The organism is Thioalkalivibrio halophilus (assembly GCF_001995255.1).
Taxonomy (GTDB): Bacteria; Pseudomonadota; Gammaproteobacteria; order Ectothiorhodospirales; family Ectothiorhodospiraceae; genus Thioalkalivibrio; species Thioalkalivibrio halophilus.
Map to the genome: position 1 here is coordinate 19,268 of NZ_MUZR01000044.1, position 24,214 is coordinate 43,481.

The 24,214-nt window shown below is 68.3% G+C and carries 21 protein-coding genes; 16 read left to right on the forward strand and 5 right to left on the reverse strand.

Features of this window, described 5'->3' with window-relative positions:
* Nucleotides 1-96: 96 nt before the first annotated feature.
* The 3 genes from B1A74_RS10235 to B1A74_RS10245 all read right to left on the reverse strand — a co-directional run bounded on the left by B1A74_RS10235 (nt 97) and on the right by B1A74_RS10245 (nt 4,548).
* Nucleotides 97-1,398 (reverse strand): ATP-grasp domain-containing protein, encoded by a 1,302-nt coding sequence (locus tag B1A74_RS10235; protein ID WP_077244575.1) that lies wholly within the window; start codon nt 1,396-1,398, stop codon nt 97-99.
* Between the two features lie 38 nt (nt 1,399-1,436).
* Nucleotides 1,437-3,446 (reverse strand): CocE/NonD family hydrolase, encoded by a 2,010-nt coding sequence (locus B1A74_RS10240; RefSeq protein ID WP_077244594.1) that lies wholly within the window; start codon nt 3,444-3,446, stop codon nt 1,437-1,439.
* Between the two features lie 94 nt (nt 3,447-3,540).
* Nucleotides 3,541-4,548 carry a 2-hydroxyacid dehydrogenase gene (locus tag B1A74_RS10245; protein ID WP_018947336.1) on the reverse strand — a complete coding sequence of 336 codons (1,008 nt, stop codon included), beginning with the start codon at nt 4,546-4,548 and terminating at the stop codon, nt 3,541-3,543.
* A gap of 217 nt (nt 4,549-4,765) precedes the next feature.
* Here B1A74_RS10245 and B1A74_RS10250 point away from each other — a divergent pair, with 217 nt between their 5' ends.
* From B1A74_RS10250 to B1A74_RS10280, 7 genes are all read left to right on the forward strand, one after another.
* Nucleotides 4,766-5,878 (forward strand): 4Fe-4S dicluster domain-containing protein, encoded by a 1,113-nt coding sequence (locus tag B1A74_RS10250; protein WP_077244576.1) that lies wholly within the window; start codon nt 4,766-4,768, stop codon nt 5,876-5,878.
* A complete protein-coding gene (locus tag B1A74_RS10255; protein ID WP_077244577.1) occupies nt 5,875-6,348 on the forward strand; it encodes a cyclic nucleotide-binding domain-containing protein in 474 nt (157 codons plus the stop codon). The genes B1A74_RS10250 and B1A74_RS10255 overlap by 4 nt, the downstream gene beginning before the upstream one ends.
* Nucleotides 6,338-7,198, forward strand: coding sequence for an FAD/NAD(P)-binding protein (locus tag B1A74_RS10260; RefSeq protein WP_077244578.1), 861 nt, complete (start codon nt 6,338-6,340; stop codon nt 7,196-7,198). The genes B1A74_RS10255 and B1A74_RS10260 overlap by 11 nt, the downstream gene beginning before the upstream one ends.
* Nucleotides 7,195-7,989: an NADH-quinone oxidoreductase subunit B family protein gene (locus tag B1A74_RS10265; protein WP_024328580.1), complete on the forward strand. Its 795-nt coding sequence runs from the start codon at nt 7,195-7,197 to the stop codon at nt 7,987-7,989. The genes B1A74_RS10260 and B1A74_RS10265 overlap by 4 nt, the downstream gene beginning before the upstream one ends.
* Nucleotides 7,986-9,284: a Ni/Fe hydrogenase subunit alpha gene (locus tag B1A74_RS10270; protein ID WP_077244579.1), complete on the forward strand. Its 1,299-nt coding sequence runs from the start codon at nt 7,986-7,988 to the stop codon at nt 9,282-9,284. Before B1A74_RS10265 ends, B1A74_RS10270 begins: the two co-directional genes overlap by 4 nt.
* A 91-nt stretch (nt 9,285-9,375) precedes the next feature.
* Nucleotides 9,376-9,630: a type II toxin-antitoxin system BrnA family antitoxin gene (gene brnA, locus B1A74_RS10275; RefSeq protein ID WP_425274680.1), complete on the forward strand. Its 255-nt coding sequence runs from the start codon at nt 9,376-9,378 to the stop codon at nt 9,628-9,630.
* A 204-nt stretch (nt 9,631-9,834) separates the two neighbouring features.
* Entirely contained in the window at nt 9,835-10,314 is a 480-nt protein-coding gene (locus B1A74_RS10280) for a hydrogenase maturation protease (RefSeq protein WP_077244580.1), read from the forward strand.
* Between the two features lie 155 nt (nt 10,315-10,469).
* Here B1A74_RS10280 and B1A74_RS10285 read toward each other — a convergent pair whose 3' ends face one another.
* Nucleotides 10,470-11,075 (reverse strand): PEP-CTERM sorting domain-containing protein, encoded by a 606-nt coding sequence (locus tag B1A74_RS10285; RefSeq protein ID WP_077244581.1) that lies wholly within the window; start codon nt 11,073-11,075, stop codon nt 10,470-10,472.
* Nucleotides 11,076-11,663: 588 nt separating this feature from the next.
* Here B1A74_RS10285 and B1A74_RS10290 point away from each other — a divergent pair.
* The 4 genes from B1A74_RS10290 (at nt 11,664) to B1A74_RS10305 (ending at nt 18,445) form a co-directional block, all read left to right on the forward strand.
* Nucleotides 11,664-14,630 (forward strand): CheR family methyltransferase, encoded by a 2,967-nt coding sequence (locus B1A74_RS10290; RefSeq protein WP_018947327.1) that lies wholly within the window; start codon nt 11,664-11,666, stop codon nt 14,628-14,630.
* Complete coding sequence (locus tag B1A74_RS10295) at nt 14,620-16,863, forward strand: putative bifunctional diguanylate cyclase/phosphodiesterase (RefSeq protein ID WP_077244582.1); 2,244 nt, start codon at nt 14,620-14,622, stop codon at nt 16,861-16,863. The genes B1A74_RS10290 and B1A74_RS10295 overlap by 11 nt, the downstream gene beginning before the upstream one ends.
* Before the next feature lie 148 nt (nt 16,864-17,011).
* Nucleotides 17,012-17,221, forward strand: a complete 210-nt coding sequence (locus B1A74_RS10300; RefSeq protein ID WP_018947325.1) for a DUF3185 family protein — start codon at nt 17,012-17,014, stop codon at nt 17,219-17,221.
* Nucleotides 17,222-17,305: 84 nt separating this feature from the next.
* Complete coding sequence (locus B1A74_RS10305) at nt 17,306-18,445, forward strand: acyl-CoA desaturase (protein ID WP_018947324.1); 1,140 nt, start codon at nt 17,306-17,308, stop codon at nt 18,443-18,445.
* Between the two features lie 92 nt (nt 18,446-18,537).
* On the opposite strand, the gene B1A74_RS10310 is transcribed toward B1A74_RS10305, so the two are convergent.
* Nucleotides 18,538-18,855: a hypothetical protein gene (locus B1A74_RS10310; protein WP_018947323.1), complete on the reverse strand. Its 318-nt coding sequence runs from the start codon at nt 18,853-18,855 to the stop codon at nt 18,538-18,540.
* Nucleotides 18,856-19,241: 386 nt separating this feature from the next.
* On the opposite strand from B1A74_RS10310, the gene B1A74_RS10320 reads away from it, so the two are divergent.
* The 5 genes from B1A74_RS10320 to hypE are packed head-to-tail and all read left to right on the forward strand — an operon-like array spanning nt 19,242 to nt 24,195.
* Nucleotides 19,242-19,502 carry a hydrogenase maturation nickel metallochaperone HypA/HybF gene (locus B1A74_RS10320; protein WP_077244583.1) on the forward strand — a complete coding sequence of 87 codons (261 nt, stop codon included), beginning with the start codon at nt 19,242-19,244 and terminating at the stop codon, nt 19,500-19,502.
* On the forward strand, nt 19,499-21,847 hold the full coding sequence (hypF, locus tag B1A74_RS10325) for a carbamoyltransferase HypF (protein ID WP_077244584.1): 2,349 nt from the start codon (nt 19,499-19,501) through the stop codon (nt 21,845-21,847). The genes B1A74_RS10320 and hypF overlap by 4 nt, the downstream gene beginning before the upstream one ends.
* A gap of 4 nt (nt 21,848-21,851) precedes the next feature.
* Nucleotides 21,852-22,109, forward strand: coding sequence for a HypC/HybG/HupF family hydrogenase formation chaperone (locus B1A74_RS10330; protein ID WP_018947320.1), 258 nt, complete (start codon nt 21,852-21,854; stop codon nt 22,107-22,109).
* The gene (gene hypD, locus B1A74_RS10335; protein ID WP_077244585.1) at nt 22,106-23,194 is read left to right on the forward strand and encodes a hydrogenase formation protein HypD; all 1,089 of its coding nucleotides are present in this window, start codon (nt 22,106-22,108) and stop codon (nt 23,192-23,194) included. The genes B1A74_RS10330 and hypD overlap by 4 nt, the downstream gene beginning before the upstream one ends.
* Nucleotides 23,191-24,195, forward strand: coding sequence for a hydrogenase expression/formation protein HypE (hypE, locus tag B1A74_RS10340; protein ID WP_077244586.1), 1,005 nt, complete (start codon nt 23,191-23,193; stop codon nt 24,193-24,195). Before hypD ends, hypE begins: the two co-directional genes overlap by 4 nt.
* Nucleotides 24,196-24,214: the final 19 nt, after the last annotated feature.

Genomic DNA, 24,214 nt, shown 5'->3' on the forward strand with positions numbered 1-24,214 from the left:
GGCGTCAACCGGCAGGAGGCGAGCCCTCTCGCCGATCCGGCCCGGGGAGGCATCAACCGGTAGGAGGCGAGCCCTCTCGCCGATCCGGCACGAGGGTCAGGTGATGACCGCCTCGGTGTCCTTCTCGATATCGAACTGCAGCACCGACAGGGCCTCGTCGTATTTGTCCAGAAGGTCGGCGCGATCACGCCCGCCGATGAACACGTTGGCGATCTCGAAGCTGTACATGTCCTGGCCCTGAAGGTCCTTGAGGTGCTGGCCGGGCCGCACCGGGATCTTCACCTCGGTGCCGGGCTGGCGGGACTTGAGCCGGGTAACGGCCTCGGCACTGGGGACCCGCCGCACGCGGCCGCTCTCGTGCGTGCGGAACATGAAATGCGCGGCCACGTTGAACTCGCCGTTGCGCTCCATCGGCCGCGGCTTGCGTCCCAGCGCCAGGTCCACCATCACGGAGTGGTGCGAGATGCCGTGCACCTTTTCGAAGATGTCGGAATGAGCCTGGGAGATGCGCGGGTTGATCTCCAGCAGCCACACCTGATCGCCGGTCTGGTCGTAGTAGAACTCGGCGTTGAACGGCGAATTGTCCAGGCCGGTTTGCTGCACCGCCAGGCGCGCGAGATCCATCATGCGGTGCTGGATCTCCAGCGGCAGCGAGGACGGGTATTCGTAGCGCGAGAACGAGGAGCCGTCCTGCTCGGTCACCGAATCGACCACACCGTAGACATTCACCTGCCCGTTGTAGCTGTATCCCTCGAGGGTGCACTGCCAGCCGCCGATGGGTGATTCAGCCACGAAGCTCTCGGGCATCTCGGCGATTTCCGGCGGCGCGCCGGAGCGCTGCATCAGCCAGGCAAAGGGCGCGCCGATGAAGCCACCCTTCTCGCGGCAGATCGGCATGACGGAGCGGAACTGGCGCTCGTCGTTGATCTGGAAGGCGAGGAACGAACGGAACGACTTGATCGGCTTGATCCAGAACGGCGGCAGCATGCCGAGCTTCGACCACGCTTCCTCGTCGTGCGGATCGAAGGCCTGAAAGCGCGGGATATGCTCGGGGATGACCTTGCGCTGTTCCAGCCGGCTCCAGTACTTGTGCTCGCACTTGAGCACGGCTTCCAGCGAGGGCCCGGGCACGCCGAAGCGCTCGGCCAGCAACGGGACCATCACGGTGCCGGGGAAGTCGTAGAAGCTCACGATGGCGTCCACCGGGACCCCGGCCCGCTGGATACGCGCGGCCGCACGTTCCAGCAGGTCGCCCATATCGAAGGCATCGACGTTACGGATGTCGGCGAAATCCAGCGCCGCGTGGAATTCGCACTCGGCGGCCTGGGGCAGGCGTTCCAGCTTGGCCCGGTTGAAGTCGTCCATACCGACCACAAAGACGTGTTTCTTCTCGCTCATGTCGCTCCTCCCGGTTTCCCGGTGTTCGCCGGACCGCTTCAGATCAGGTCGCGCGGGATGCTCTCGTCCCAGCTCTGCGCGTAGACGCGCACGTCACCCTCGTAGGCATCCAGGGTGGCGCGGATCCGGAAGGTGTCGGGGGTAGAGGTAAGCACCGTGCGGGTCACGGTGCGCACCGACCAGTCATCCCGCCGGAAATGCCGGGTCTGCACCACCTCGCCCCGCACGGTGTCGTAGGACTCGCTGCGGTAGCTGTAGCGTTCGTGCACCTCCCGGCCAAAGGTCAGGTCATTGTCATGCAGCTGCAGCACGGGGTCGTTGTTGATCACGTTCAGGGCGACCTCATTGGTCGCCAGGTTGTGCTCGGTCTTCCATTCGCGATGGGCCGGGGCCAGCAGGGTATGCCCCGGGGTGGGGGCATGCCGCGGCTCGCCGAGATCCCGCGGGACAGGGGTATCGGCGCCGGCCCGGCGTTCCGGCAGATGCAGGCAGCAACCTTCCAGATGCAGGGTCAGACGTGCGGGTTCCGGTGCCGGCCACGCCAGCGGCCAGTAGGAACTGGAGACCGACAGGCGAATACGATGGCCGCGACGGAACCGCTGGGCCACCTCGTTCAGCCGGAAGCGGACACGGTAGCGCCGCCCGGGCTCCAGCGGCTGCGGTTCCTCGTGCCCGTCGCGATGTGTCAGATTGCGGATGCCGAAGGTGACGCGCGTGGCCCGGTCCTCCGGGTCCACGTCGGACAGGCGCGCGGCGACCTGGGCCACCGGACGATCGGCCTCGATCTCCAGCTCCAGCTCGGTGTCCCCCAGCAGGTCGAAATCCTGTTCCAGCGGATCGGTCTCGAACACCAGGGCGCCGCCGTCCTCCAGGCGCTGATCCGAAGGCAGGTCGGTGGTCTCGGCGTAGGAACACCACTTGCCGGCGAACAGCCCCACGCTCAGCGGACTGCGGATGGTCAGGGTTTCCGCTTCATCGGTGCGTTCGCCGCCGGCGACCAGGCGCCCCCGGGCCAGACCGAATTCGTGGTAGTGGATGCCGGGGCTGGGCCAGCACTGCTCGGCGACCCACTCACCGGTGATCTCCGGCACCAGCGGGCTGCGCGCGTCGTGCAGCCACAAGCGCGCCATCGGATCGGAATCGACGCCACGGTCGATGCCCTTGAGCCAGTGGTCCCACCAGCGCACGCATTCGCCGAGGAAGTCGATGGTCGGCCCCGGCCCGCCCATGTGCGGATACTTGTGGCCCCAGGGCCCCACCAGCCCGGCGCGCGGTACCTGCAGGTGCTCGAGCAGGCGGAACACCGTATTGGAGTAGCCGTCGGCCCAGCCGCTGACCGCCATCACCGGGACCTGGATCGCGCTGTAGTCCTCGCAGACCGAAGCATGCTTCCAGTAGTCGTCGCGGCGCTGGTGCTCCAGCCAGTTGCGGATCCACAGGCCGGACCCCTCCAGGCGCTCGCGCCACATGTCGCGCCAGCGATCCTCGCCGACCACCCGCGGGTCCGGCGGGCAGGAGTTGAAGCCGAACATGGTCGACGCCCAGGAAAGGTTGTCCGTCAGCAGGCAGCCGCCCATGTAGTGCACGTCGTCGGCATAGCGGTCATCCGACGAACACACCGAGATCACCGCCCCCAGCTCCGGGGGCTGGAGGGCCGCCAGCTGCAGCCCGTTGAAGCCGCCCCAGGACAGACCGAACAGGCCGACCTTGCCCGAACACCACGGCTGCTGCGCGATCCAGCGGATCACCTCCAGGCCGTCTTCCAGTTCCTGCTGCAGGTATTCGTCGGGCAGCACCCCGTCAGAATCACCGCTGCCGCGCAGGTCGACACGCACCCCCGCGTAGCCGTTGCGCGCGAAGAAGCCATGGACTTCTGCATCCCGCAGGGCCTTGTGGTCGTTCTTGCGATACGGGATGTACTCGAGGATCGCGGGGACCGGGTTGTCCCCGGCATCCTCCGGCAGCCAGATGCGTGCAGCCAGGCGGCAGCCGTCGCTCAGCGTGATCCAGGTGTTTTCGATGAGCTTTACGCCGTCGACCTCGTGCATGCTGTTGACCTCCATGCCGTGGCGGCATCCTTACCGGGGATATATTAGCCGGGCCGGCGAAAATCAAGCGCTGCGTCCGCAATGCGGCGCGGCTTCACACCAGGCGGCCGGGCAACTCCTCGTGACCCTCCGGATCGCGCGAGAGCACCTGCAGATTCCGGACCGTGGTTTCGGCGATCCCGGTCAGGCCCTCGTGGGTCAGGAACGCCTGATGCCCGGTGACCAGCACGTTGTCGCGCTGCGTCAGGCGCACCAGCCGTTCGTCGGGTACGCCACCCTCGGTCCCGGACCAGTCACGGAAGAACACCGGACCCTCGTCCTCGTAGACGTCCAGGGCTGCCGCGTCCAGCTGCCCGGAATCCAGCGCCGCCTCCAACGCATCGGTATCCACCAGGGGGCCACGGGCCGTGTTGATCAGGATCGCGCCGCGGGGCATGCGGGCCAGCGTGTCGGCGTTGATCAGGTGCCGGTTGTCGCGCGTCAGCGGGCACATCAGGCAGACCACGTCGGATTCGCTCAGCAGACCGTCGAGATCGGTGTAGGTCACGCCGGCGGCCTGCAGCTCCGGATCGGGGTACGGGTCCATCGCCCGGACCCGGGCCCCGAAACCCTGCATGATTCGGCAGAAGATCGCCCCGATCTTGCCGGTACCAATCACGCCCACGTTGCGCTGCGCGACGTCGAAGCCGGCCAGGTGATTCAGGCGGAAATCGCCGCGCCGGGTGCGCTGCCAGGCGAAATGGGTATGCCGGTTCAGCGTCATCAGCAGAGCCACCGCATGCTCGGCGATCGCACTGGGCGAATACGCCGGCACCCGGCCTGCTCGCATGCCCAGGGAGGCGGCATGCTCGTGATCCAGGTTGTCGTGTCCCGAACAGCGCAGGGCGATCACGCGGATGCCCAGCGCATGCAGGCCGTCCAGAGTGGCCGCACCCAGATCGTCGTTGGTGAACGCACACACCGCATCCGCGCCGGCCGCATCGTTGACCGACTCCGGGGTCAAGCGACGTTCGTCCATCACGGGCTCCATCCCCGCCTCGCGCATTAACGGCACGAGGTGTTCATGGTCATGCTGCTGGGCGCTGAATACGGCCACCTTCATCCGGAATCCTCCTGCGACTGGTTGCTTTGACGTGTGCAGGATCGCACACCCGGACCCCGGCCGTGTCAGCGGCCAGGGCGCCAGACCACGGTCGCGCGATGGCCAGACTCGCCCGGGCGGACGGGTAGAACCTGCGTCGCATTTGGCGCACCATGGAAACTGACCGACCGGACCGCAGCGACGGACCGGACGGGACGGGATTCACCGGAGGGATTCCATGGAAGTGATCGCACCACAAGCCGTGGATACGCTGATCCGCCTGCTGGCCGGTGATGGCTACGAGGTGGTGGGGCCGACACGGCGCGACGGCGCGATCGTCTACGACCGGGTGGGCGGCCTCGAGGACCTGCCGGTGGGCTGGACCGACGAGCAGGCCCCCGGGCACTACCGCCTGCGCGAGCGCGAGGACGGCGCGCTGTTCGGCTACGTGGTCGGGCCGCATTCCTGGAAGAAGTACCTGTTCCCCCCCGAGGAGACCCTGTTCCGGCTGACCCGCCAGCCGGACGGGAGCTTCGTGACCGAGCCCGGCGTATCCGACATCCCCCGCCGCGCCTTCATCGGCATGCGCGCCTGCGAGTTGGCGGCGATCGACGTGCAGGACCGGGTGTTCCTCGGCCAGGCGGTGCAGGACCGCGGCTATGCCGCCCGTCGGCGGGACTTGTTCATGGTCGCGGTCAGTTGTGCCGAGCCGGGAGGCACCTGCTTCTGTGCCTCCATGGACACCGGCCCGCGCGCCCGCAAGGGCTTCGACCTGGCGCTCACCGAGGTGATCGACGCCACCCAGCACTTCCTGGTCGCCGAGGCCGGATCCGACGCGGGGCGTGCGATGCTCGACCGGCTGGAGCCGCGCCCGGCCTCGGACGCCGAGCAGGCCGCCGCCGAACGCGTGTGGGCCGAGGCCCCGAAAAAGATGGGTCGGAGCATGCCCGGTGACGCCCGCGAGGTGCTGAACCGGGCCTTCGAACACCCGCGCTGGGAAGAGACCGCCGAGCGCTGCCTATCCTGCTCCAACTGCACCCTGGTCTGCCCCACCTGCTTCTGCTCGCAGGTCGAGGAGGTGCCCGATCTGGAGGGCCAGCGCACCGAGCGCGTGCGGCGCTGGGATTCCTGCTTCAACCAGGAGCACTCGCACCTGGTCGGCGGGCCCCATCGGGAGTCGGTGGCCGCGCGCTATCGCCAGTGGATCACCCACAAGCTGGCCACCTGGCACGACCAGTTCGACACCTCCGGCTGTGTCGGCTGCGGACGCTGCATCACCTGGTGCCCGGTGGGGATCGACATCACCGAGGAAGTCACCGCGGTGCGCCGCGATCCGGAGGGCCGGGGATGAACGAGCTGCTGGCCATCATCGAGCAAGAGCCCTTCTTCGAGGACATGGCGCCGGAGCACCGGCGCCTGCTGGCCGCCTGTGCGGCGAAGTGCAGCTACACGGCCGGTACCCGGCTGATGCGCGATCACGAGCCGACCGAGACCTTCTGGCTCCTCCGCGAAGGCCAGGTCGCGCTGGAGAGCCCGCTGCGGGAACGCCGCGTCGCGTTCCAGACCCTGGGCCCTGGCGACATCCTCGGCTGGTCCTGGCTGCTGCCGCCGTACCGCGCCAGTTACGACGCCCGAGCGATCACCGATCTGCAAACCCTGCACTTCGATGCCGGCGTGCTGCGCGAACGCATGGAGGCCGACCCGGCGTTCGGCTACGTGCTGATGAAGCACTTCGCCGCGCTGATCGTGCAACGCCTGCAGGCCGCGCGGTTGCAGGCGCTGGATATCTACAGCCACGGCGGGCCCGGGCATGGCAACTGACGCGGCTGCAACCCTGCCGGACCAGGCGATGGCACCAGAGCCATGGCGCATCCACTCGGTGCGCCGCGACGTGGCCAGCAACGAGGTGTTCAGCTGGACGCTGTACCCCGAGCCGGGGATGGAGCCCGACGCCGCGCCGGCACCCGGGCAGTTCAACATGCTCTACCTGTTCGGCGTGGGCGAGGTGCCGATCTCGGTCTCCGCGATCACCGACGACGGCGGCATCGTGCACACCATCCGCGCGGTGGGCAGCGTGACCCGCGCGATGCAGGATCTGGAGGCCAGCGCGGTGGTTGGTCTGCGCGGGCCGTTCGGCACGGCCTGGCCGCTGGAGCAGGCGCGCGGGCGCGACCTGGTGCTGGTCGCCGGCGGCATCGGCCTGGCGCCGCTGCGGCCGGTGATCCACGCGGCGCTGGAACGCCGTTCGGAGTTCGGGCGCGTGGTGGTCTGTTACGGCGCGCGCTCGCCCGGCGACATGATCTTCCGCGACGAGCTGGACGCCTGGACGGCGCGCGATGATGTGGATCTGCGCATCACCGTGGATCGCGGCACCGCCGCCTGGCGCGGCGATGTCGGCGTGGTCACCCAGCTGGTCGATCGCGGCGGCTTCGACCGGCGCAACACCCTGGCGATGGTCTGCGGCCCGGAGGTGATGATGCGCTTCACCGCGTCCTCGCTGGAGCGCCGCGGGCTGAAGCCGGAAGACATCTACGTGTCCATGGAGCGCAACATGCGCTGCGCGGTGGGCTTTTGCGGCCACTGCCAGATCGGGTCGCACTTCGTCTGCCGTGACGGCCCCGTGTTCCCCTACCCGGTGATGGAACCGGCCTTCCGGATACGCGAGCTATGAGTCGGGAAAAGCCCACCCTGGCGGTGTTCAAGTTCGCGTCCTGCGACGGCTGCCAGCTCAGCCTGCTGGACTGCGAGGACGAGCTGCTGGCGGTCACCGACCGGATCCGGATCGCCCACTTCCCCGAGGCCACGCGCACCCGCATCGACGGGCCGTGGGACCTGACACTGGTGGAGGGCTCGATCACCACGCCGCAGGCGGCGGAGGAGATCCGCGAGATCCGCCGCGCCTCGAAGTTCCTCGTGACCATCGGCGCCTGCGCCACCACCGGCGGCATCCAGGCCCTGCGCAACTTCGCGGATGTCGAAGAATTCACCCGCCAGGTCTACGCCCACCCGGAATACATCGAGACCCTGGCCACCTCGGATGCCATCAGCCAGCACGTACCGGTGGACTTCGAGCTGCGCGGCTGCCCGATCGACAAGTACCAGTTGCTGGAGGTCGTCAGCGCCTTCCTCTACGGCCGGCGCCCGCAGGTCTCCAGCGCCAGCGTCTGCGAGGAGTGCAAGCGGGCCGGACAGGTCTGCGTGATGGTCGCCCACGGCACGCCCTGTCTCGGCCCGGTCACCCACGCCGGCTGCGGCGCGTTGTGCCCCGGGTGCAACCGCGGCTGCTATGGCTGCTTCGGGCCCAAGGAGACGCCCAACGCGCCGGGCCTGTCCGGCCAGCTGGAGACACTGGGGATGGACCGCGCTACACGCGTACGCTTCTACCGCACCTTCAACGCCGGCGCCGACGCCTTCCGTGAAGAGAGCGAACGTCAGGAACAGGAAACAGGATCGCAGTCATGAGCGAGACCCGCACCATCGAAGTCGACTACCTCGCCCGCGTGGAGGGCGAGGGCGCGATGTACGTGCGCACCGAGGGCGACCGCGTGGAGGAGGTGAAGCTGTCGATCTTCGAGGCGCCGCGCTTCTTCGAGGGCTTCCTGCGCGGGCGCGACTTCCGCGAGGCCCCGGACATCACCGCGCGCATCTGCGGCATCTGCCCCATCGCCTACCAGATGGGGGCCTCGCTGGCGATGGAGGATATCTGCGGCATCACTGTGGACGGCGTGCTGCAGGACCTGCGGCGGCTGGCCTACTGCGGCGAGTGGATCGAGAGTCACGCCCTGCATGTATTCATGCTCCACCTGCCGGACTTCCTCGGCTATCCGGATGCGGTCACCGCCGCGAAGGACCACCCGGACATGGTGCGCAACGGCCTGCGCATCAAGAAGATCGGCAACTCGATCCTGCGCCTGCTGGGCGGGCGCGAGATCCACCCGGTCAATCTGCGGGTCGGCGGCTTCTACCGCGCGCCAACGCCCGCCGAGGTCGCCGGCCTGCGCGAGGAGCTGACCTGGGGCCTGGAGGCCTCCTGCGAGGTCGCCGAATTCCTCGCCACCCTCGACTACCCGAACCTCGAACGCGACTACGAGTTCGTGTCGCTGGTGCACCCGGACGAATACCCGATCACCCACGGCCGCCTCGGCTCCGCCAGCGGCCTGGACGCCGCCATCCGCGACTACGACGACATCTTCACCGAGGAACACGTCGCCCACTCCAACGCCCTGCACAGCCACCGCTCGGACTCCGGCGAACCGGTGTTCATGGGCCCGCTGGCGCGCTTCGCCCTGAACCGCGAACGCCTGACCCCGCGCGCCGCCGAGCTGGCCGAGCGTGCCGGGCTGGGCGCGGCCTGTCGCAACCCCTTCCGCAGTATCCTGGTGCGCATGATCGAGATCGTGCTCGCCTTCGAGGAGGCCCTGCGCCTGGTCGACGGCTACCGCGCCGCACCGGCCGAGCCCGCCCTGCCGGTCACCCCGCGCGCCGGCACCGGCTTCGGCGCCACCGAGGCCCCGCGCGGCATCTGCTACCACCGCTACACTACCGACGACGCGGGCCTGATCACCGATGCGAAAATCGTCCCGCCCACCTCGGTCAACCAGCCCACCATCGAGGCCGACCTGCGCGAACTGGTGCAGACCCACCTCGACCTGCCGGACGACGAACTGCGCCACCACTGCGAGGTCGCCATCCGCAACTACGATCCCTGCATCTCCTGCGCCACCCACTTCCTCGACCTCACCGTCGACCGCCAGTGAGGCCCAGCACAAGACGGGACGCTTGATTCTGCGCGAGCCAAGATCGTCGTTCTGTTAGAGTAAAGGTATAATTTCTATACCATTCATTCATATGAAAGCGAAGACATTTGACGAGCGCTTTGACAGCGGAGAAGAGATGACCGATGCCCTCGATCTATCCGGGGCCCAGCGGCCGCTCCGCAAACAGCGGCGGGTAAACGTGGACTTCCCGGACTGGATGATCGACTCCCTGGACCGAGAAGCCCGCCGGCTGGGCGTCACCCGCCAGTCGATCATCAAGATCTGGCTTGCGGAGCGGCTGGAAACGACCACTGCCGCCCGGAAAAGCGAGGGCACGCCCCGTTAGCCACCGCCAGGTATCGACCGGGAGCGCCCCGTGGCACGACCATCCGGACAGACCCCTCAGGAAAAACCGCTGTTTTCGGCCTCCGAGACCGAAGAGCGGCACTCGGATCTGAGCGACGGGCGCCGCGAAGAAATTGTCCGGGCGGCACGAAACACCCCCATAGCCCGGGAACGCCCGCAAAAGGGATTGGCTACGGCTCCCGCCGTGCCAATCACCGGCAAAGGGCCGTTGGTCATCGGCATCGGCAACCCCTGGCGCGGCGACGACGGTATCGGCCATGCCGTGGTGGACGCGCTGGCCGACACCCCGGGCCTCGCCACCGCCAAGAGCCACGGCGAGCCTGCCGAACTGATGGAGCTGTGGCAGGGACATGATCCGGTGATCCTCGTCGATGCCATCGTCACCGGCGCCGCCCCCGGCACCCTGCACCGACTGGACGCCCGCGAGCCCCTGCCGCGCGGCGCCCGTTACTCCTCCCACGGCATCGGCCTCGCCGAGGCCGTGGAACTCGCCCGTTCCCTCGGCGAGCTCCCGGAAACTCTCATCGTCCACGGCATCGAACCCGCCCGCCTTGAGGACGGCGCGTGTCTCTCACCCGAGACCCTCGACACCCTTGCCCGGGTCGTCACCCGGATCACAGAGGACCTCGACGAGGCTGTATCCCGATCCCGCCCGGCTCCCTGAATCGGTTCAGCCCAAAGCCAGAAATGCGCCACCCCCTTCCGCAGCCCGCAGGCGTTACGGGAAAGGCCGCACAGACCGGCGCGCGAAGCCGGGCCGCACGTGAAACGGGCCCCGGAATCGCTTCCGGGGCCCGTTGGGGCTGGATCCTCAGGGACTTATGCCATCAATCCCGGGGCCGGCTTCTTGCGCCGGCGCAGGGACCAGCCAAGCATCACGAGACCGAGACCCACGAGAAGCAGCGAGCCGGGCGCCGGGATTTCGCCATGTCCGTTGTCCCGGTAGTAAATCGAGACGTGCGAGATGTCGCGGTCGTTGCCCTGGCCCGGCAACGGAAACGGCGGGCTGGTGAACGGGGTGGCATAGTCTCCATTCAGGGCTCCGGTTGTGATGTCATAGGCGACCAGGTTGGTATTGCCGCCATCCTTGAAGACCATCATCAGGTTATCGAAACTGGCCCAGAAATCGAGGTCCACCAGACCCCAGGTCCCGCTCTCGGCGTCACCGTCGAAACTCACAATGGTGGCCGGGTCACCCGGGTCCGGTGTAAGGGCGTCGCCGTCATCGTCGTACTTGCCGTCGAACGACCAGTCCGAGTAGTCGAAGAACGCGGTATTGTTGATGAGCGTGGGGCTGTCATTCTGGTTGCCACCGAGCGGCTCCAGAATCTGGCAACCCTGGTTGGGATTGACCTTGTTTTCCAGGCCCCCGTCGACGTCCGAACAGTTGATCAAACTGGCGGAAGCCGGTCCAGCCACGAGCATGCTGCCCGCGAGGAGAAAAGCGAGGGTTCCGCTGCGCGAAACTATCTTGTCGATGATAGCTACCTCCATGGTATGCGAGGGCAGATTGTGGTTTGGGTGCTGCACTCATACATGGATATGCAACATTCGCGCCCGACGGAATGGGCGGCCTCTCCCCCTTTGAGAACAAAGGCTTGCGTTTCGGGGCCCAACCAGGGGCACAGGGGCGACCACGAACCGTAAAGTATGTGGACAGCCCCCGGGACGACGAAGAGCACGGCCGGAGGGCTCGCGCGGTGCGGGCGGATGTGCCGCAATGACTGGTGTGGTGCGACATACGGCCGGATTCCTCCCCGGGTTCGATGGGCGTGGCCAACGGCGCTGCCCGGGCCCGGGCGTGCGGGTGCGGCCCGATGCTGTAAAGCGATCGGACAGCCTGTCGGTGCGAGCATGGCCGCTGCGGGGTGAAAAACATCCGGGGCCCGCTTCCCGGGGTGCCACCCCCACAAGTCATTAAATGCAGGGGCTCGAGCGCGAACGTGTACATTGATCAGTGTTTCCCTAGTATGTGGGTATCAGCAAACCCGTTCCGCCGTCCGAGAGCAGTCCATGCCGCCACCGAGCGATGATCCCACAGTCCAGGCCCTGCCAATCGTCGGTGTCGGGGGCTCCGCGGGTTCACTCCAGCCCCTTCAGTCCCTTCTGGCCCACCTGCCTGCCGACACCGGGGCGGCCTACGTCATCGTCACCCACCACCCCAGGGGCGAACGCAGTCTGCTGCCGGAGATCCTGGGGCCGCACACGGCCCTGCCGGTACAGATGGTCGAGGAAGGCGAGGCGCTGGCGCCGGACCGCGTGTATGTAGCGCTTCCGGACGACGGCTGGGTCCTGGTCCGGGGACAGCTGATGCGTTCGCGCGACCCCCTGGAACGCCCCGGCAACGGCCCTCCCCACCCCATTGATACCCTCTTCCGTTCACTGGCGGAGGGGGCAGCACACCGGGCCATCGCGATTGTTCTCTCCGGAACGGGCAGCGACGGCACCCTCGGGGTCCAGGCCATCAAGTCGCGCGAGGGCATGGTCATGGCCCAGGCCACGGATACCGCCGAGTTCGGCGACATGCCGGGCAATGCCATCGCCACCGGGCAGGTGGACTACGTGCTGCCCGCGGCCGACATGCCAGCCACCCTGACCGGCTATCTCCGTTCCCGGGGTGACCGCCAGAAGGCCCTGGCGGATCATGCCCCTCTGATCCCGCAAAACCTGCTGGCCCGGATCCTGAACCAGGTCCGGCAGCGCACCGGCCACGATTTTTCCGGGTACAAGACCAGCACCCTGCATCGCCGCCTGGAACGGCGCATGGACCTGCGGCAGATCGTGGATGCCGAGGAATACCTGACCTATCTGCAGACGCATCCCGAGGAAATCGACCTGCTCTTTCAGGAGTTCCTGATCAGTGTTACCAACTTCTTCCGGGACCCCCCGGTCTGGACCACGCTGGCAGAGAAGCTGCTGCCGGCCATGCTGCAACGGGCAGCCCGGACGGGGCAGGAGTTCCGCGCCTGGGTGGTGGGCTGTGCGACCGGGGAAGAGGCCTACACGCTGGCCATCCTCGTCCGGGAATGTATCGAGCACTGGGAGCAGGCCCCGGAGGTCCGGATCTTCGCCACCGATGTGGATCAGGCGGCCATCAACATCGCACGGGCGGGACGCTATCCGGCGGGCATTGCCCAGGATCTGACCGAGGCACGGGTGCGCCGGCATTTCTCGGCCGAAAACGACGCCTACCGGATCGGCCGGGAGGTGCGGGACATGGTGGTGTTCGCCGAGCACAACGCGCTGCAGGACCCGCCGTTCACCGGGCTGGATCTCATTACCTGCCGCAACCTGTTGATCTATCTGGAGCGTGACCGTCAGGAGCGTCTCCTGGCGCTGTTCCGTTACTCCCTGCGCAGCCAGGGTCTGCTGCTGCTGGGCGCATCGGAAAGCCCGGATTACCACAGCGAGGCCTTCTCGGTCGCGGACAAGGAAAGCCGGATCTTCCGCGTCGCCGAGGGGGGCCTGCCGTCGCTCCTGCCGGAGATGCCGGGGCCCAGCCGTCACCATCGGGCACTGCCCTCCCAGGAAAGCAGCGACAGCCCGGCCACCGGAACCGGGAACAGCCTCGCCCGCAATGTGGAACGCCTGCTGGCCCTGCAGTTCGCTCCGCCGACAGTGGTGGTCAATGACCGCGGGGAGGTGGTGTACATTCACGGACGCACCGGGCGCTTCCTGGAACCCGCCAGCGGCCCCGCGCGGAATCAGATCCTGGAGATGGCTCGGCCGGGGCTGCGGGCGCCGCTGTCCCAGGCGTTGAAGGACGTGACCGGCAGCGATACCGATCACGTGACCCGCGAGGTGCAGGTCCAGACCAACGGCGATACCGAGCCGGTCCGGCTGGAAGTCCGGCGGATCCGGACACCCGCCGCCCTTTCGGGATTCCGCCTGGTGGCCCTGCATTCGGTCCCTGCCGTGGACCCGGCGGAAGCATCCATTGAATCGTGTGCGACGGCAGCCGCCCCGGAAGGCGGCAATACCGCGGACGCGACCCGGCTGAAGCGGGAGCTGGAGGCCCTGCGTCAGGACAAGCAGTTCGCGGTCAAGGAACTGCAGTCCTCCAACGAGGAGCTGCAGTCCCTTAACGAAGAACTGCAGTCCATGAACGAGGAGCACCAGAGCAGCAACGAGGAGCTGGAAGCTGCCAAGGAGGAAGTCGAGTCCCTCAACCAGGAGCTGCGCAGCGTCAATACCGAGCTGCAGACCCGGGTGGATGACCTGACCGAGGCCAACGATGACCTCAAGAACCTCCTGGAGAGCACCCACCTCGCCATCCTGTTCCTGGATGAATCCCTGAACATCAAGCGCTTTACCATGCCCGCGCAGACCCTGATCGCGGTACGCCCCTCCGACATCGGCCGCCCTTTGAGGGAGCTGACCACCAGGCTTTGCTACGACTCCCTCGAGGCGGACGCCGAGGCGGTTCTGGACAGCCTTATCCCCCGCGAGGTGAAGGTGCAGACGCAGACCGGCCACTGGTATCTGCTGCGCATCCAGCCCTACCGCAGCACCCGGAACGTGATCCGCGGGGTGGTGTGTACCTTCCAGGACATTCAGGCCGCTCAGGGGGTAGCCCGTCCCGAGGCATTCTTCCGGGCGGTCGTCGACACCGTTCGCGAGCCCCTGCTGGTCCTGAATTCGGAGTTGCGGGTGGTGTCCGCCAACGACGGCTTTTATCGCAGCTTTCCCCTGACCCCGGAGTCGGTGGAAGGCCGAAGCCTGTTCAAGCTGGCAGACGGGCAGTGGAACCACCCGGAATTGCGGGCCCTGCTGACCGAGGTCCTGCCGCAGAACAAGGCCTTCCACGACTTCGAGCTGACAGCGGATTTCGGCGACCCGGAGTCGACCGGCCTGCTCCTGAACGGCCGTCGCCTGGAACTGGAGGACGACGCGAGCATGATCCTGCTCACCATGGAGTTCCGGAGACCGGTGTCCCGGGCCCCGGAACCCGCCGCAAGGAGCCCCGACCATGGACCATGACGACCCGAAACCCCTTCCGCCCGAGGCCCTGCGCGAAGCGGCCCGTCAGCGCCTGGGGCGCGGCCTGACGGACATCTCCGAACGGACCGATGCGGATACCCGGGCCCTGGTGGCGGAGCTGGAGCTGCATCAGGAGGAGCTGAGGATCCAGAACGAGGTGCTGCAACAGGCACGGGACCACCTGGAAACCGCCCGGGATCGCTACCGGGACCTGTTCCAGCAGGCCCCGATGGGTTACCTGATCCTGGACGACGAGGGTCGGATACGGGAGGCCAACCGGGCCGCCACCGAACTCCTCGCCCCGGGAACCGATGTCACCGACCAGCCCCTGTCCGCTTTCGTGGCCACCGAATCCCAGGATGCACTGCACCTGCACCGCCGTGCACTGACCGGCGCGGGGAAGGCCCATGTTGTGGACGAACTGAACCTGGTGGGCGACGGCTCAAGCCCGCGGACCGTGCGCATGGACACGGTGGCGGAACGCAACAAGGACGCCGCCGAGGCCCGGTTCCGTTGTGCCCTCATGGATATCACGGAACGCCGCCGCGCGGAGGATCAGCTCCGGATCGCGGCCCATGTGTTCGAGGACGCCGGCGAGGCCATCGTGGTGACGGATCCGGCCGGCCGCATCCAGACCGTCAACCAGGCCTTCACCCGCATTACCGGCTACACCAGCAGCGACGCCATGGGCGTCAAAATCGGCCGCCTGCTCAAATCCGGACGCCACAGCCAGGCCTTCTACGAAGAAATGTGGGAAGGCATCAACCAGCGCGGATTCTGGGAGGGGGAGATCTGGAACCGGCGAAAGAACGGGGATGTTTACCCGGAATGGCTGACCATCAACCGCGTGGATGACAATGTCGGCCAGCCCCGTTACTTCGTGACGGTCTTTTCGGACATCAGCCAGCTCAAGGATTCCCACCGGGAGGTCGAATACCTGGCCAACCACGATGCGCTGACCGGCCTGTCGAACCGCAACCTGTTCCAGGACCGACTTCTCCAGGCCATTGCCCAGGCCCGGCGCGACGGGAAACAGGCGGCCCTGCTGTTCCTCGATCTGGACGATTTCAAGACCATCAATGACACCCTGGGCCACGAGGTGGGCGACGAGCTGCTGGTCGAAGTGGCCTCCCGGCTGCAGGAGGTGGTGCGTGACGTGGATACGATCGCGCGCCTGGGCGGCGATGAGTTTACGGTCATCCTCGCCGACACTCACACCGACGAAGCCGCCTCGATTGCCCGGCGCCTGGTGGCGACCCTTGCTCGCCCGTTTGAAGTCCGGGGCCGAAGCCTGCGTGTCACCTGCAGCATCGGCCTGGCGCTGTACCCCGACGACGGCGAGGATGCGGACACCCTGTCCCGCGCAGCCGACATGGCCATGTACCGGGCCAAGGCCGACGGCCGCAACCGGCTGCGTCTGTACGAACCGGCACTGCACCGGCGCCTGATGGAAGACTGCAGCCTGGAGGACGCGCTGCGCCGGGCTCTGGTCAACGACGAACTGCGCCTCGTCTATCAGCCCCAGTTCGACGCAGGCGATCCGGAACGGCTCGTGGGCGCGGAGGCCCTGCTGCGCTGGGAGCACCCGGAGAGGGGAGCGGTCAGCCCGGGACACTTCATACCCGTTGCGGAGAAATCCGACCTGATCACCGAGCTGGGCCGGCGGGTGGAGAAGATCCTGTGCGAACAGGTGGGCGCCTGGCGGGCGGCCGGGCTCGACCCGCCCCCGATCTCCTTTAATGTCTCGCCCCGGGACTTTCGGGAAGGGGAGTTCGCCACGGCGCTGTTCCAGTGCATGACGCACCACGGCATCGGCGCAGATCAGCTCCAGCTGGAGTTCACCGAGGGCACGCTTACCGAGCGCTCCGATATCGTCCACGAGGAGATCCGCAGACTTCACCGACAGGGGATCCACCTGGCCATCGACGATTTCGGGACCGGTTACTCCTCCCTGGTCAACCTCAAGCGGCTCCCCCTCGCCGAGCTCAAGATCGACAAATCCTTCGTGGGCGGGCTGGGCACGGACGAGAACGACGAAGCCATTGCCCGCGCCAGCCTCGCCATGGCACGCGCCCTGGCCCTGCGGACGGTAGCCGAGGGCGTGGAGACCCCGCAGCAGCTGGCCTGGCTGCGGGCGCACGGCTGTGACCGTGTCCAGGGCTTCCTCCTTGCGCATCCTCTCGAGGCGGAGGATTTCCGGGCCATGCTGCAGGGCACCCGAAGAGCCCGATAATCCGGATCCGGGATCATGCCTGCGCGAAGCTGGGGCCGTCGTCGGCAACCCCGCGGGCAAGGGTCTAGACTTCAGGGAAGCACTGATCCGGTGCACGTTCGTGCTGGCACCCCGCTAACCATGACACCGGAGCGCAAGGAGAAAGTCCATGAGTCCGGTTCGCATTCTCGGTATCGTCCTGCTGGTCGCAGGGATCGTGATTCTTTATTTTGGCTGGCAGACTTCGCAGGGCTTGGTCGAACAGGCCCACGAGACCCTGACCGGCCGGTTCACGGATGAAACCACGTGGTATTTCATCGGGGGCGGTGTGGCCGTAGTCCTGGGGCTGCTGCTGACGATATTTGGCGTCAAACGTTAAACCCCGGGCATTTTCCGGGGGCAGGGCTGTCTTACTCGTACAGGCAGGAGCGCCCTGCTCCTCCGTCTCGCAAGCAGGTTTTCCATGTCCGCACACACCCCTCCCGTCGCCTGGACCTCGGCCATCTTTTTCGCCCTGTCGAATCTGGCCGCACTCACGCTGGTGCCCTGGTGGGGTCTCACACAGGGTTTCAGTGGCGCAGCCTGGCTGTTCTTCGGACTGTTCCTGGTATTGAGCGGGCTGGGGATCACGGTCGGCTATCACCGCCTGTGGGCGCATCGCAGCTTCAAGGCGCGTGGCCCGCTGCGCGTGATTCTGGCGCTTTGCGGGGCGCTGGCGCTGCAGAACAGTATCTACAACTGGAGTGCCCGGCACCGCGTGCATCATGGCTACGTGGATGACGTGGAACGCGACCCGCATTCCATCAAGCGCGGCTTCTGGCACGCCCACATGGGATGGATGCTGCGCAACTGGCCCGCCAGCCGGGCCGATTATTCGCGCGCGAAGGACCTGACGAAGGATCCGGTGGTGATGTGGCAGCACCGCCACTACTGGACCCTGGTGTGGGGGCTGAACCTGGGGTTGCCCTTGCTGCTGGGGCTGGTGTTCGGGGACGTGATCGGCATGCTGCTGCTGGCGGGCGTGCTGCGGCTGGTGCTCAGTCACCATTTCACGTTCTTTATCAACTCCCTGGCGCACTGGTGGGGATGGCGCCCCTACAGTGACGAGAATACCGCCGTGGACAACGGCCTGGTCGCGTTGCTCACCTGGGGCGAGGGGTACCACAACTTCCACCATGCCTTTCAGGGCGACTATCGCAACGGGGTGCGCTGGTGGCAGTACGACCCCTCGAAGTGGCTGATCAACCTGCTGGCCTGGACGGGCCTGGTGCATGACCGGCGCTGGACGCCGCGCTTCAAGATCCTGCGCGCGCGGCTGCACACCGAGTTCCGCCGCCTGCTGAACGCCGATGCGGCCGGGCCGATGCACGACACCTGGCGCGCGACCGTGGAACGCGAGTACCAGCACTTCCGCGATACGGTGAACCAGTGGCAGCAGGTGCAGGCGGACAACATGCGGGCCGGTCGCGAGGCCCTGAACGACCGCTGGCTGCGCACGGAACTGCGCACCCGATTCAAGGAGCTGGAGTATCGCCTCAAGATGCAGCGCCGCCGCCTGCGCGCGCTGTCGGCCTGCCACCGGACGCCATCGGCTTCCGCCTGACGCCGTGCCCTCCCGGGAGTTCAGGGACCCGGGGAGTCCATTGAAGCGGACACCCCGGTCGAGCTCGGGCATGCGCCCGCCGCCCCGTCACGCTATGCCGTGTCGTCGGCGATCTTTTTCGCCACGCGATCGGCGACCTTGCCACGCACCACCACCTCGTCGGCTCCGGCCTCACGCGCGGCCTTGAGCATGCTCCCTTCCACATGCGGGCCAAAGGCGAGGATGGCGGCACCCGGACAGCGTTCACGCCAGGTCGACACACTCGCGACGTCCCGTGCACCCAGGTCGATCACGATCAGGTCGGGGGCGGCGGGCTCGCCGCTGCCGGTCACTTCGGCACCGGCCGCGCGCCAGCGCGATTCGAGCCGCACGCGGGTCATCAGGTCGGGGGTGTCGATGTGGATCTGCATGGATGTCGGGCTCCGTTCAGTGGGTGTCCGCCGCCCGTACCCGTCGAACATGCCGGATGACATCCGCGGCGAACGGGATGGAGAGGACAACGCCGGATCGAGGAACCCGGGGTGCCAACCCCGAAGGGGCTCGGCCGCCCGTTGTTGATCAAAACAGGCGCGCGCACGGCGTTGCGGCTCCCTTGTGCAGAATGCTGCACGGCGGTCACCGCGCCTTGTTCGCACGCAAAAGCGACTCGAGCGCGAACGTGCACATGGATCAGTGTTTCCCTGGCAGAAACATCGACGGTTTCCAGGTTTCGTTCTTTTCCATGCCGCCTCCCTGCAGCCATTATAGGAAGGAACCAGTCTACCTTAAGGAAACCGGGACGGGGAGACACTGAACCATGCACGAACATTCGCTGATGGCCGACTTGCTGCGCAAGATCGAACAGGTGGCGGCCGACAACAACGCCGAGCGCGTGACCCGGGTCCGGGTGTGGCTCGGGGCGCTGTCGCATATCACGCCGGAGCATTTCCGCGAGCATTTCGAGGACAGCACCCGCGGCACGCTGGCCGAGGGCGCCGAACTGGAGGTGGAGGCCTCGGACGACGACACCCACCCCGAAGCCCAGCAGATCCTGCTGCGGAACCTGGACGTGGTGTGAACGACCCCGCCCGTGCACGCTGGCGCCTGATCGTCGCGGGCCGGGTGCAGGGCGTCGGGTTCCGGCCGTTCGTCGCCCGTCAGGCCCGTCGGCTGGGGCTGACGGGGGCGGTCGCGAACACCCCGGAAGGGGTCGTGATCGAGATCGAAGGGCCGCAGGCGGCGCTGAGTTCCTTCCGCCGTTCCCTGGAGGAGGACGGCCCGCCGGCCGCACGCGTGGACCTGATCACCGCCACCACGATTCCGCCGCTCGGCGATGCGGATTTTTACGTCCGCACCAATCATGCCGCCGGCGGGGGCGCTCCCGCACTGGCCCCCGACCGCGCGCCCTGCCCGGCGTGTCGGGCCGAAATCCGTGACCCGGCTGCGCGGCGGTTCCGCTATCCGTTCACCGCCTGTGCCGACTGCGGACCGCGCTGGAGCATCGCGACCGACCTGCCCTGGGACCGGGCCCACACCACGCTGGCGGCGTTCCCGCTGTGCCCGGCCTGCCGGACGGAGTTCGAAGATCCGGAGGATCGGCGCTTCCACGCCGAGGCCATGGCCTGCCCCGCCTGCGGCCCGCAACTGACGCTGCGCACGCCGGACGGGGGCGCGCGGAGCACCGGCGACGACGCCCTGCGCGCGGCGGTGGACACCCTGCGCGAAGGGGGCATTCTGGCCCTGAAGGGGACGGGCGGCTTCCAGCTGCTGGTGGATGCCACCCGTCCGGAAGCGGTCGCGCGGCTGCGCCGGCGCAAGCAGCGGCCGGAGAAACCACTGGCGATCATGCTGCCGGGTCGGGCCGAAACGGATACGCTCGCCCGCATCGACGATGTCGAGCGGGCGCTGCTGGAATCCCCGGAGGCCCCCATCGTGCTGGTCGAGGGCCGGCCGGAGGCGCCGCTGGCCGAAGAGGTCGCCCCGGGTCTCGGGCGTCGCGGACTGATGCGCCCGTCCACCCCGCTGCACCTCCTGCTCCTGGACGACTTCGGCGAACCGGTGGTCTGCACTTCCGGGAACCGCAGCGGCGAGCCCCTGTGCGTGGAAGGCGACGAGGCGGTTGCCCGGCTGGGCGATATCGCGGACGCGATCCTGGATCACGACCGGCCGGTCGCACGGGCGCTGGACGACTCCGTGTTCCAGGTCGCCGCCGGCGAACCCCAGTGCCTGCGACTGGGGCGCGGCTGCATGCCAACGCGCGTGCCACTGCCTGCGGGGGAGCCCGCGGTTGCGCCCGCGCCGGTCACCCTGGCCCTGGGCGGGCAGCTCAAGGCCGCGCCCGCCCTGACGCTCGCGAACGAAGTGGTGGCCGGCGCCCATGTCGGCGACCTGGAAAGCGATGCGGCCCTGCGCAGGCTGGACGGGGAGGCGCGGGCCCTCGGCTCGCTCTGCGGGGTGGACATCGAACGGATCGCCTGCGACCGGCACCCGGATTACGCGTCCACACGCCTGGCCGAAACCTGGAACCTGCCGCTCACGCGGGTACAGCATCATCATGCCCATGCGGTGGCGGCCCTCGCGGAGCACGGCGTGCGCGAACCGGCGCTGGCCCTGGTGTGGGACGGGGCCGGGCTGGGCGACGACGGTACGCTGTGGGGCGGCGAGTGCCTGAGTCTCGACCGTGACGGGAGCTGGCGGCGCAGCGGGCATCTGCGACCGTTCCGCCTGCCCGGGGGCGAGGCCGCGATGCGCGAACCGCGGCGCGCGCTGCTGGGCCTGCTGCATGCCCGGTACCACGGCGATCGCGCGGCCCTCGAGGCCAGCCCCGCGCGCGCCCTGTTCACCGCAGCGGAATGGCAGCCGCTGCTCGCCTGCCTGGACCGGGGGATCAACGCCCCGGTGACCTCCAGTGCGGGAAGGCTGTTCGATGCGGTCGCGGCACTCAGCGGCCTGCGCATCGCCGCCGGCTACGAAGGCCAGGCCGCGCTGCGCGTGCAGGAAGCCGCGGAGGCAGCCGGGCCCGCAGACAATGCTGCACAGTACGGCGATACAGACGCGATCACGCTGGATACCGACCTTGCCCCCTGGCAGGGCGACTGGGCCCCGCTGGTCGATGCCCTGCTCGCGGAACGCGCGGCGCGGCCGGTGGACGCGCCCGCACGCATGGCCACGCGGCTGCACCGGGCGCTCGCGGGATTCGCGGTCGCGGCGGCCCGCGCCAATAACCGGGAAACCGTGGCATTGACCGGCGGATGCTTCCAGAATCGGCATTTGCTGCAACAATGCGTGGACGCCCTGCGGGCGGCCGGTTTCCGCCCGCTCTGGCCGCAGCGCATCCCGCCCGGCGACGGCGGGCTGGCGACCGGCCAGGCCGTGATTGCAAGACGGGCGACCTCGCCCGTGCGAACCACCGACGGAGACTGAGACCATGTGCCTGGCCATCCCCGGCCGCATCGACCACGTGGAGGAGGCGGACGATCCGCTGTTCCGCCAGGCGCGCGTCGCGTTCGGCGGCGTCACCCGAACGGTCTCTCTGGCCTGCACGCCGGAGGCCGGGCCGGGCGACTACGTGCTGGTGCATGCCGGCATCGCGATCGCCACCCTCGACGAGGCGGCCGCCGAACGCACCCTGGCGGCGCTGCGCGAAATCCCCGGGCACGATCCGTCCGCTCCGGAGGCTCCGTGAAGCACCTCGACGAATACCGCGACCCGGCGCTGATCCTGCAGCAGGTCGAGGCGATCCGCGCGGCCTGCACCCGGCGCTGGACGCTGATGGAGGTCTGCGGCGGCCAGACCCACGCGATCCTGCGCCACGGGCTGGATGAATTGCTGGCCGACTCGGTCGAGCTGCTCCACGGGCCCGGCTGCCCGGTCTGCGTGACCCCGGCCGAGACCCTTGATCAGGCGGTACTGCTGACCCGCCGCCCGGAGGTGATGCTGTGCACCTTCGGCGACATGCTGCGCGTACCGGGCGCGCTGGGCGACCTGAACGCCGCGCGCGCGGCCGGGGGCGACGTGCGCGTGATCTACTCGCCGCTGGATGCTGTCGCACTGGCGCGGGAACACCCGAAGCGCGAGGTGGTGCTGCTGGCGGTGGGCTTCGAGACCACCGCCCCGGCCGCCGCCATCGCGGTGCTGCAGGCCGAGGCCCTGGGCCTGACCAACCTGTCGCTGCTGGTCTCGCACTCACTGGTGCCGCCGGCGATGGAGGCCCTGCTGACCGACCCGGACAGTCGCATCCAGGGCTTTCTGGCCGCCGGACACGTCTGCACGGTGGAAGGTGCAGACGTCTACCGGACGATCGCCGAACGCTTCCGGATTCCCATCGTGGTGACGGGCTTCGAGCCGGTGGACCTGCTGGCCGGGATTCGGGCCTGCGTGGAGCAGCTGGAACGCGGCGAAGCGCGGGTGGAGAACCGCTACGACCGGGCCGCCCGCGATGACGGCAACGCCGCCGCGCGCGATGCGGTCACCCGCGTGTTCGAGCCGGTGGAACGCGAGTGGCGCGGCATGGGCCGCCTGCCCGCCAGCGGCCTGGGCCTGCGTCCGGAATACGCGCGCTTCGATGCCCTGAAGCGCTTTGACCTGGCCGGGACCGAATCCGGAGGAGACGGTCCCTGTATCGCCGGCCAGGTGCTGCGCGGGCTGAGCCGACCCCCCGACTGTCCGGCCTTCGGCCGCGAATGCACCCCGGATCACCCCCTGGGGGCGCCGATGGTCTCCTCCGAGGGGGCCTGCGCGGCCTACCTCCACTACCGGGGCGAGACATGACCACCGAGGTCGTGCGGCTGGCACATGGCGGCGGGGGCCGGCTGCAGGCCGGGCTGCTGGACGAGGTGATCCTGCCGGCCCTCGGCGCCCGCGCCTGCGGCGCCCCCGATGCCGCCGTGCTCGACGCGCCGGGCGGACGCCTGGCCCTGACCACCGACAGCTTCGTGGTGCGGCCGCTGTTCTTTCCCGGTGGCGACATCGGCCGCCTCGCGGTACACGGCACGGTCAACGACCTGGCGATGGCCGGGGCGCGTCCGCTGTGGCTGACGCTGGGGCTGATCCTCGAGGAGGGGCTCCCGCTGGAGGACCTGCGCCGCGTCCTCGCCTCCGTAAGCGCGGCCGCCGAAGAATGTGGTGTGCAGGTGGTAGCCGGCGACACCAAGGTGGTCGAGGCCGGGCATGGTGACGGGGTCTACATCAACACGAGCGGCGCAGGCGTGGTCCCGGACGGGGTTGGCATCGAACCGACGGCGATCCGGCCGGGCGACGTGCTGCTGGCCAGCGGCGACCTCGGGCGCCACGGTGTGGCCATCCTCGCCGCCCGCGAGAACCTCGGCCTCGAGCCGCCCGTGCCCAGCGACAGCGCGTCGGTCGCTGCAGCCGTGGCGGCCCTGCTGGATGCCGGGGTGGCGGTACATGCACTGCGCGACCCGACCCGTGGCGGCGCCGTTGCCGCGCTGCAGGAGCTGGCCGACGCGTCCGGCTGCCGCCTGGTGCTGGAGGATGAGGCCATCCCCGTACGCGAAGACGTACGCGGGGCCTGCGAGATCCTCGGGCTGGACCCCCTGCACTCGGCCTGCGAGGGCCGGTTCCTCGCGGCCGTCCCGGCGGACCATGCCGAGCAGGCGCTGGCGGTCCTGCAGTCCGTTCCGGTGACCCGGGACGCAGTCGCCATCGGCCGGGCCGTTGCCGGCGATCCGGCGGTGATCCGGCGCCTGGCCACTGGCGTGGAACGCCGACTGGTCCTGCCGGCCGGAGAACAGCTCCCGCGCATCTGCTGAAAACCGCGCCGGCACGCGC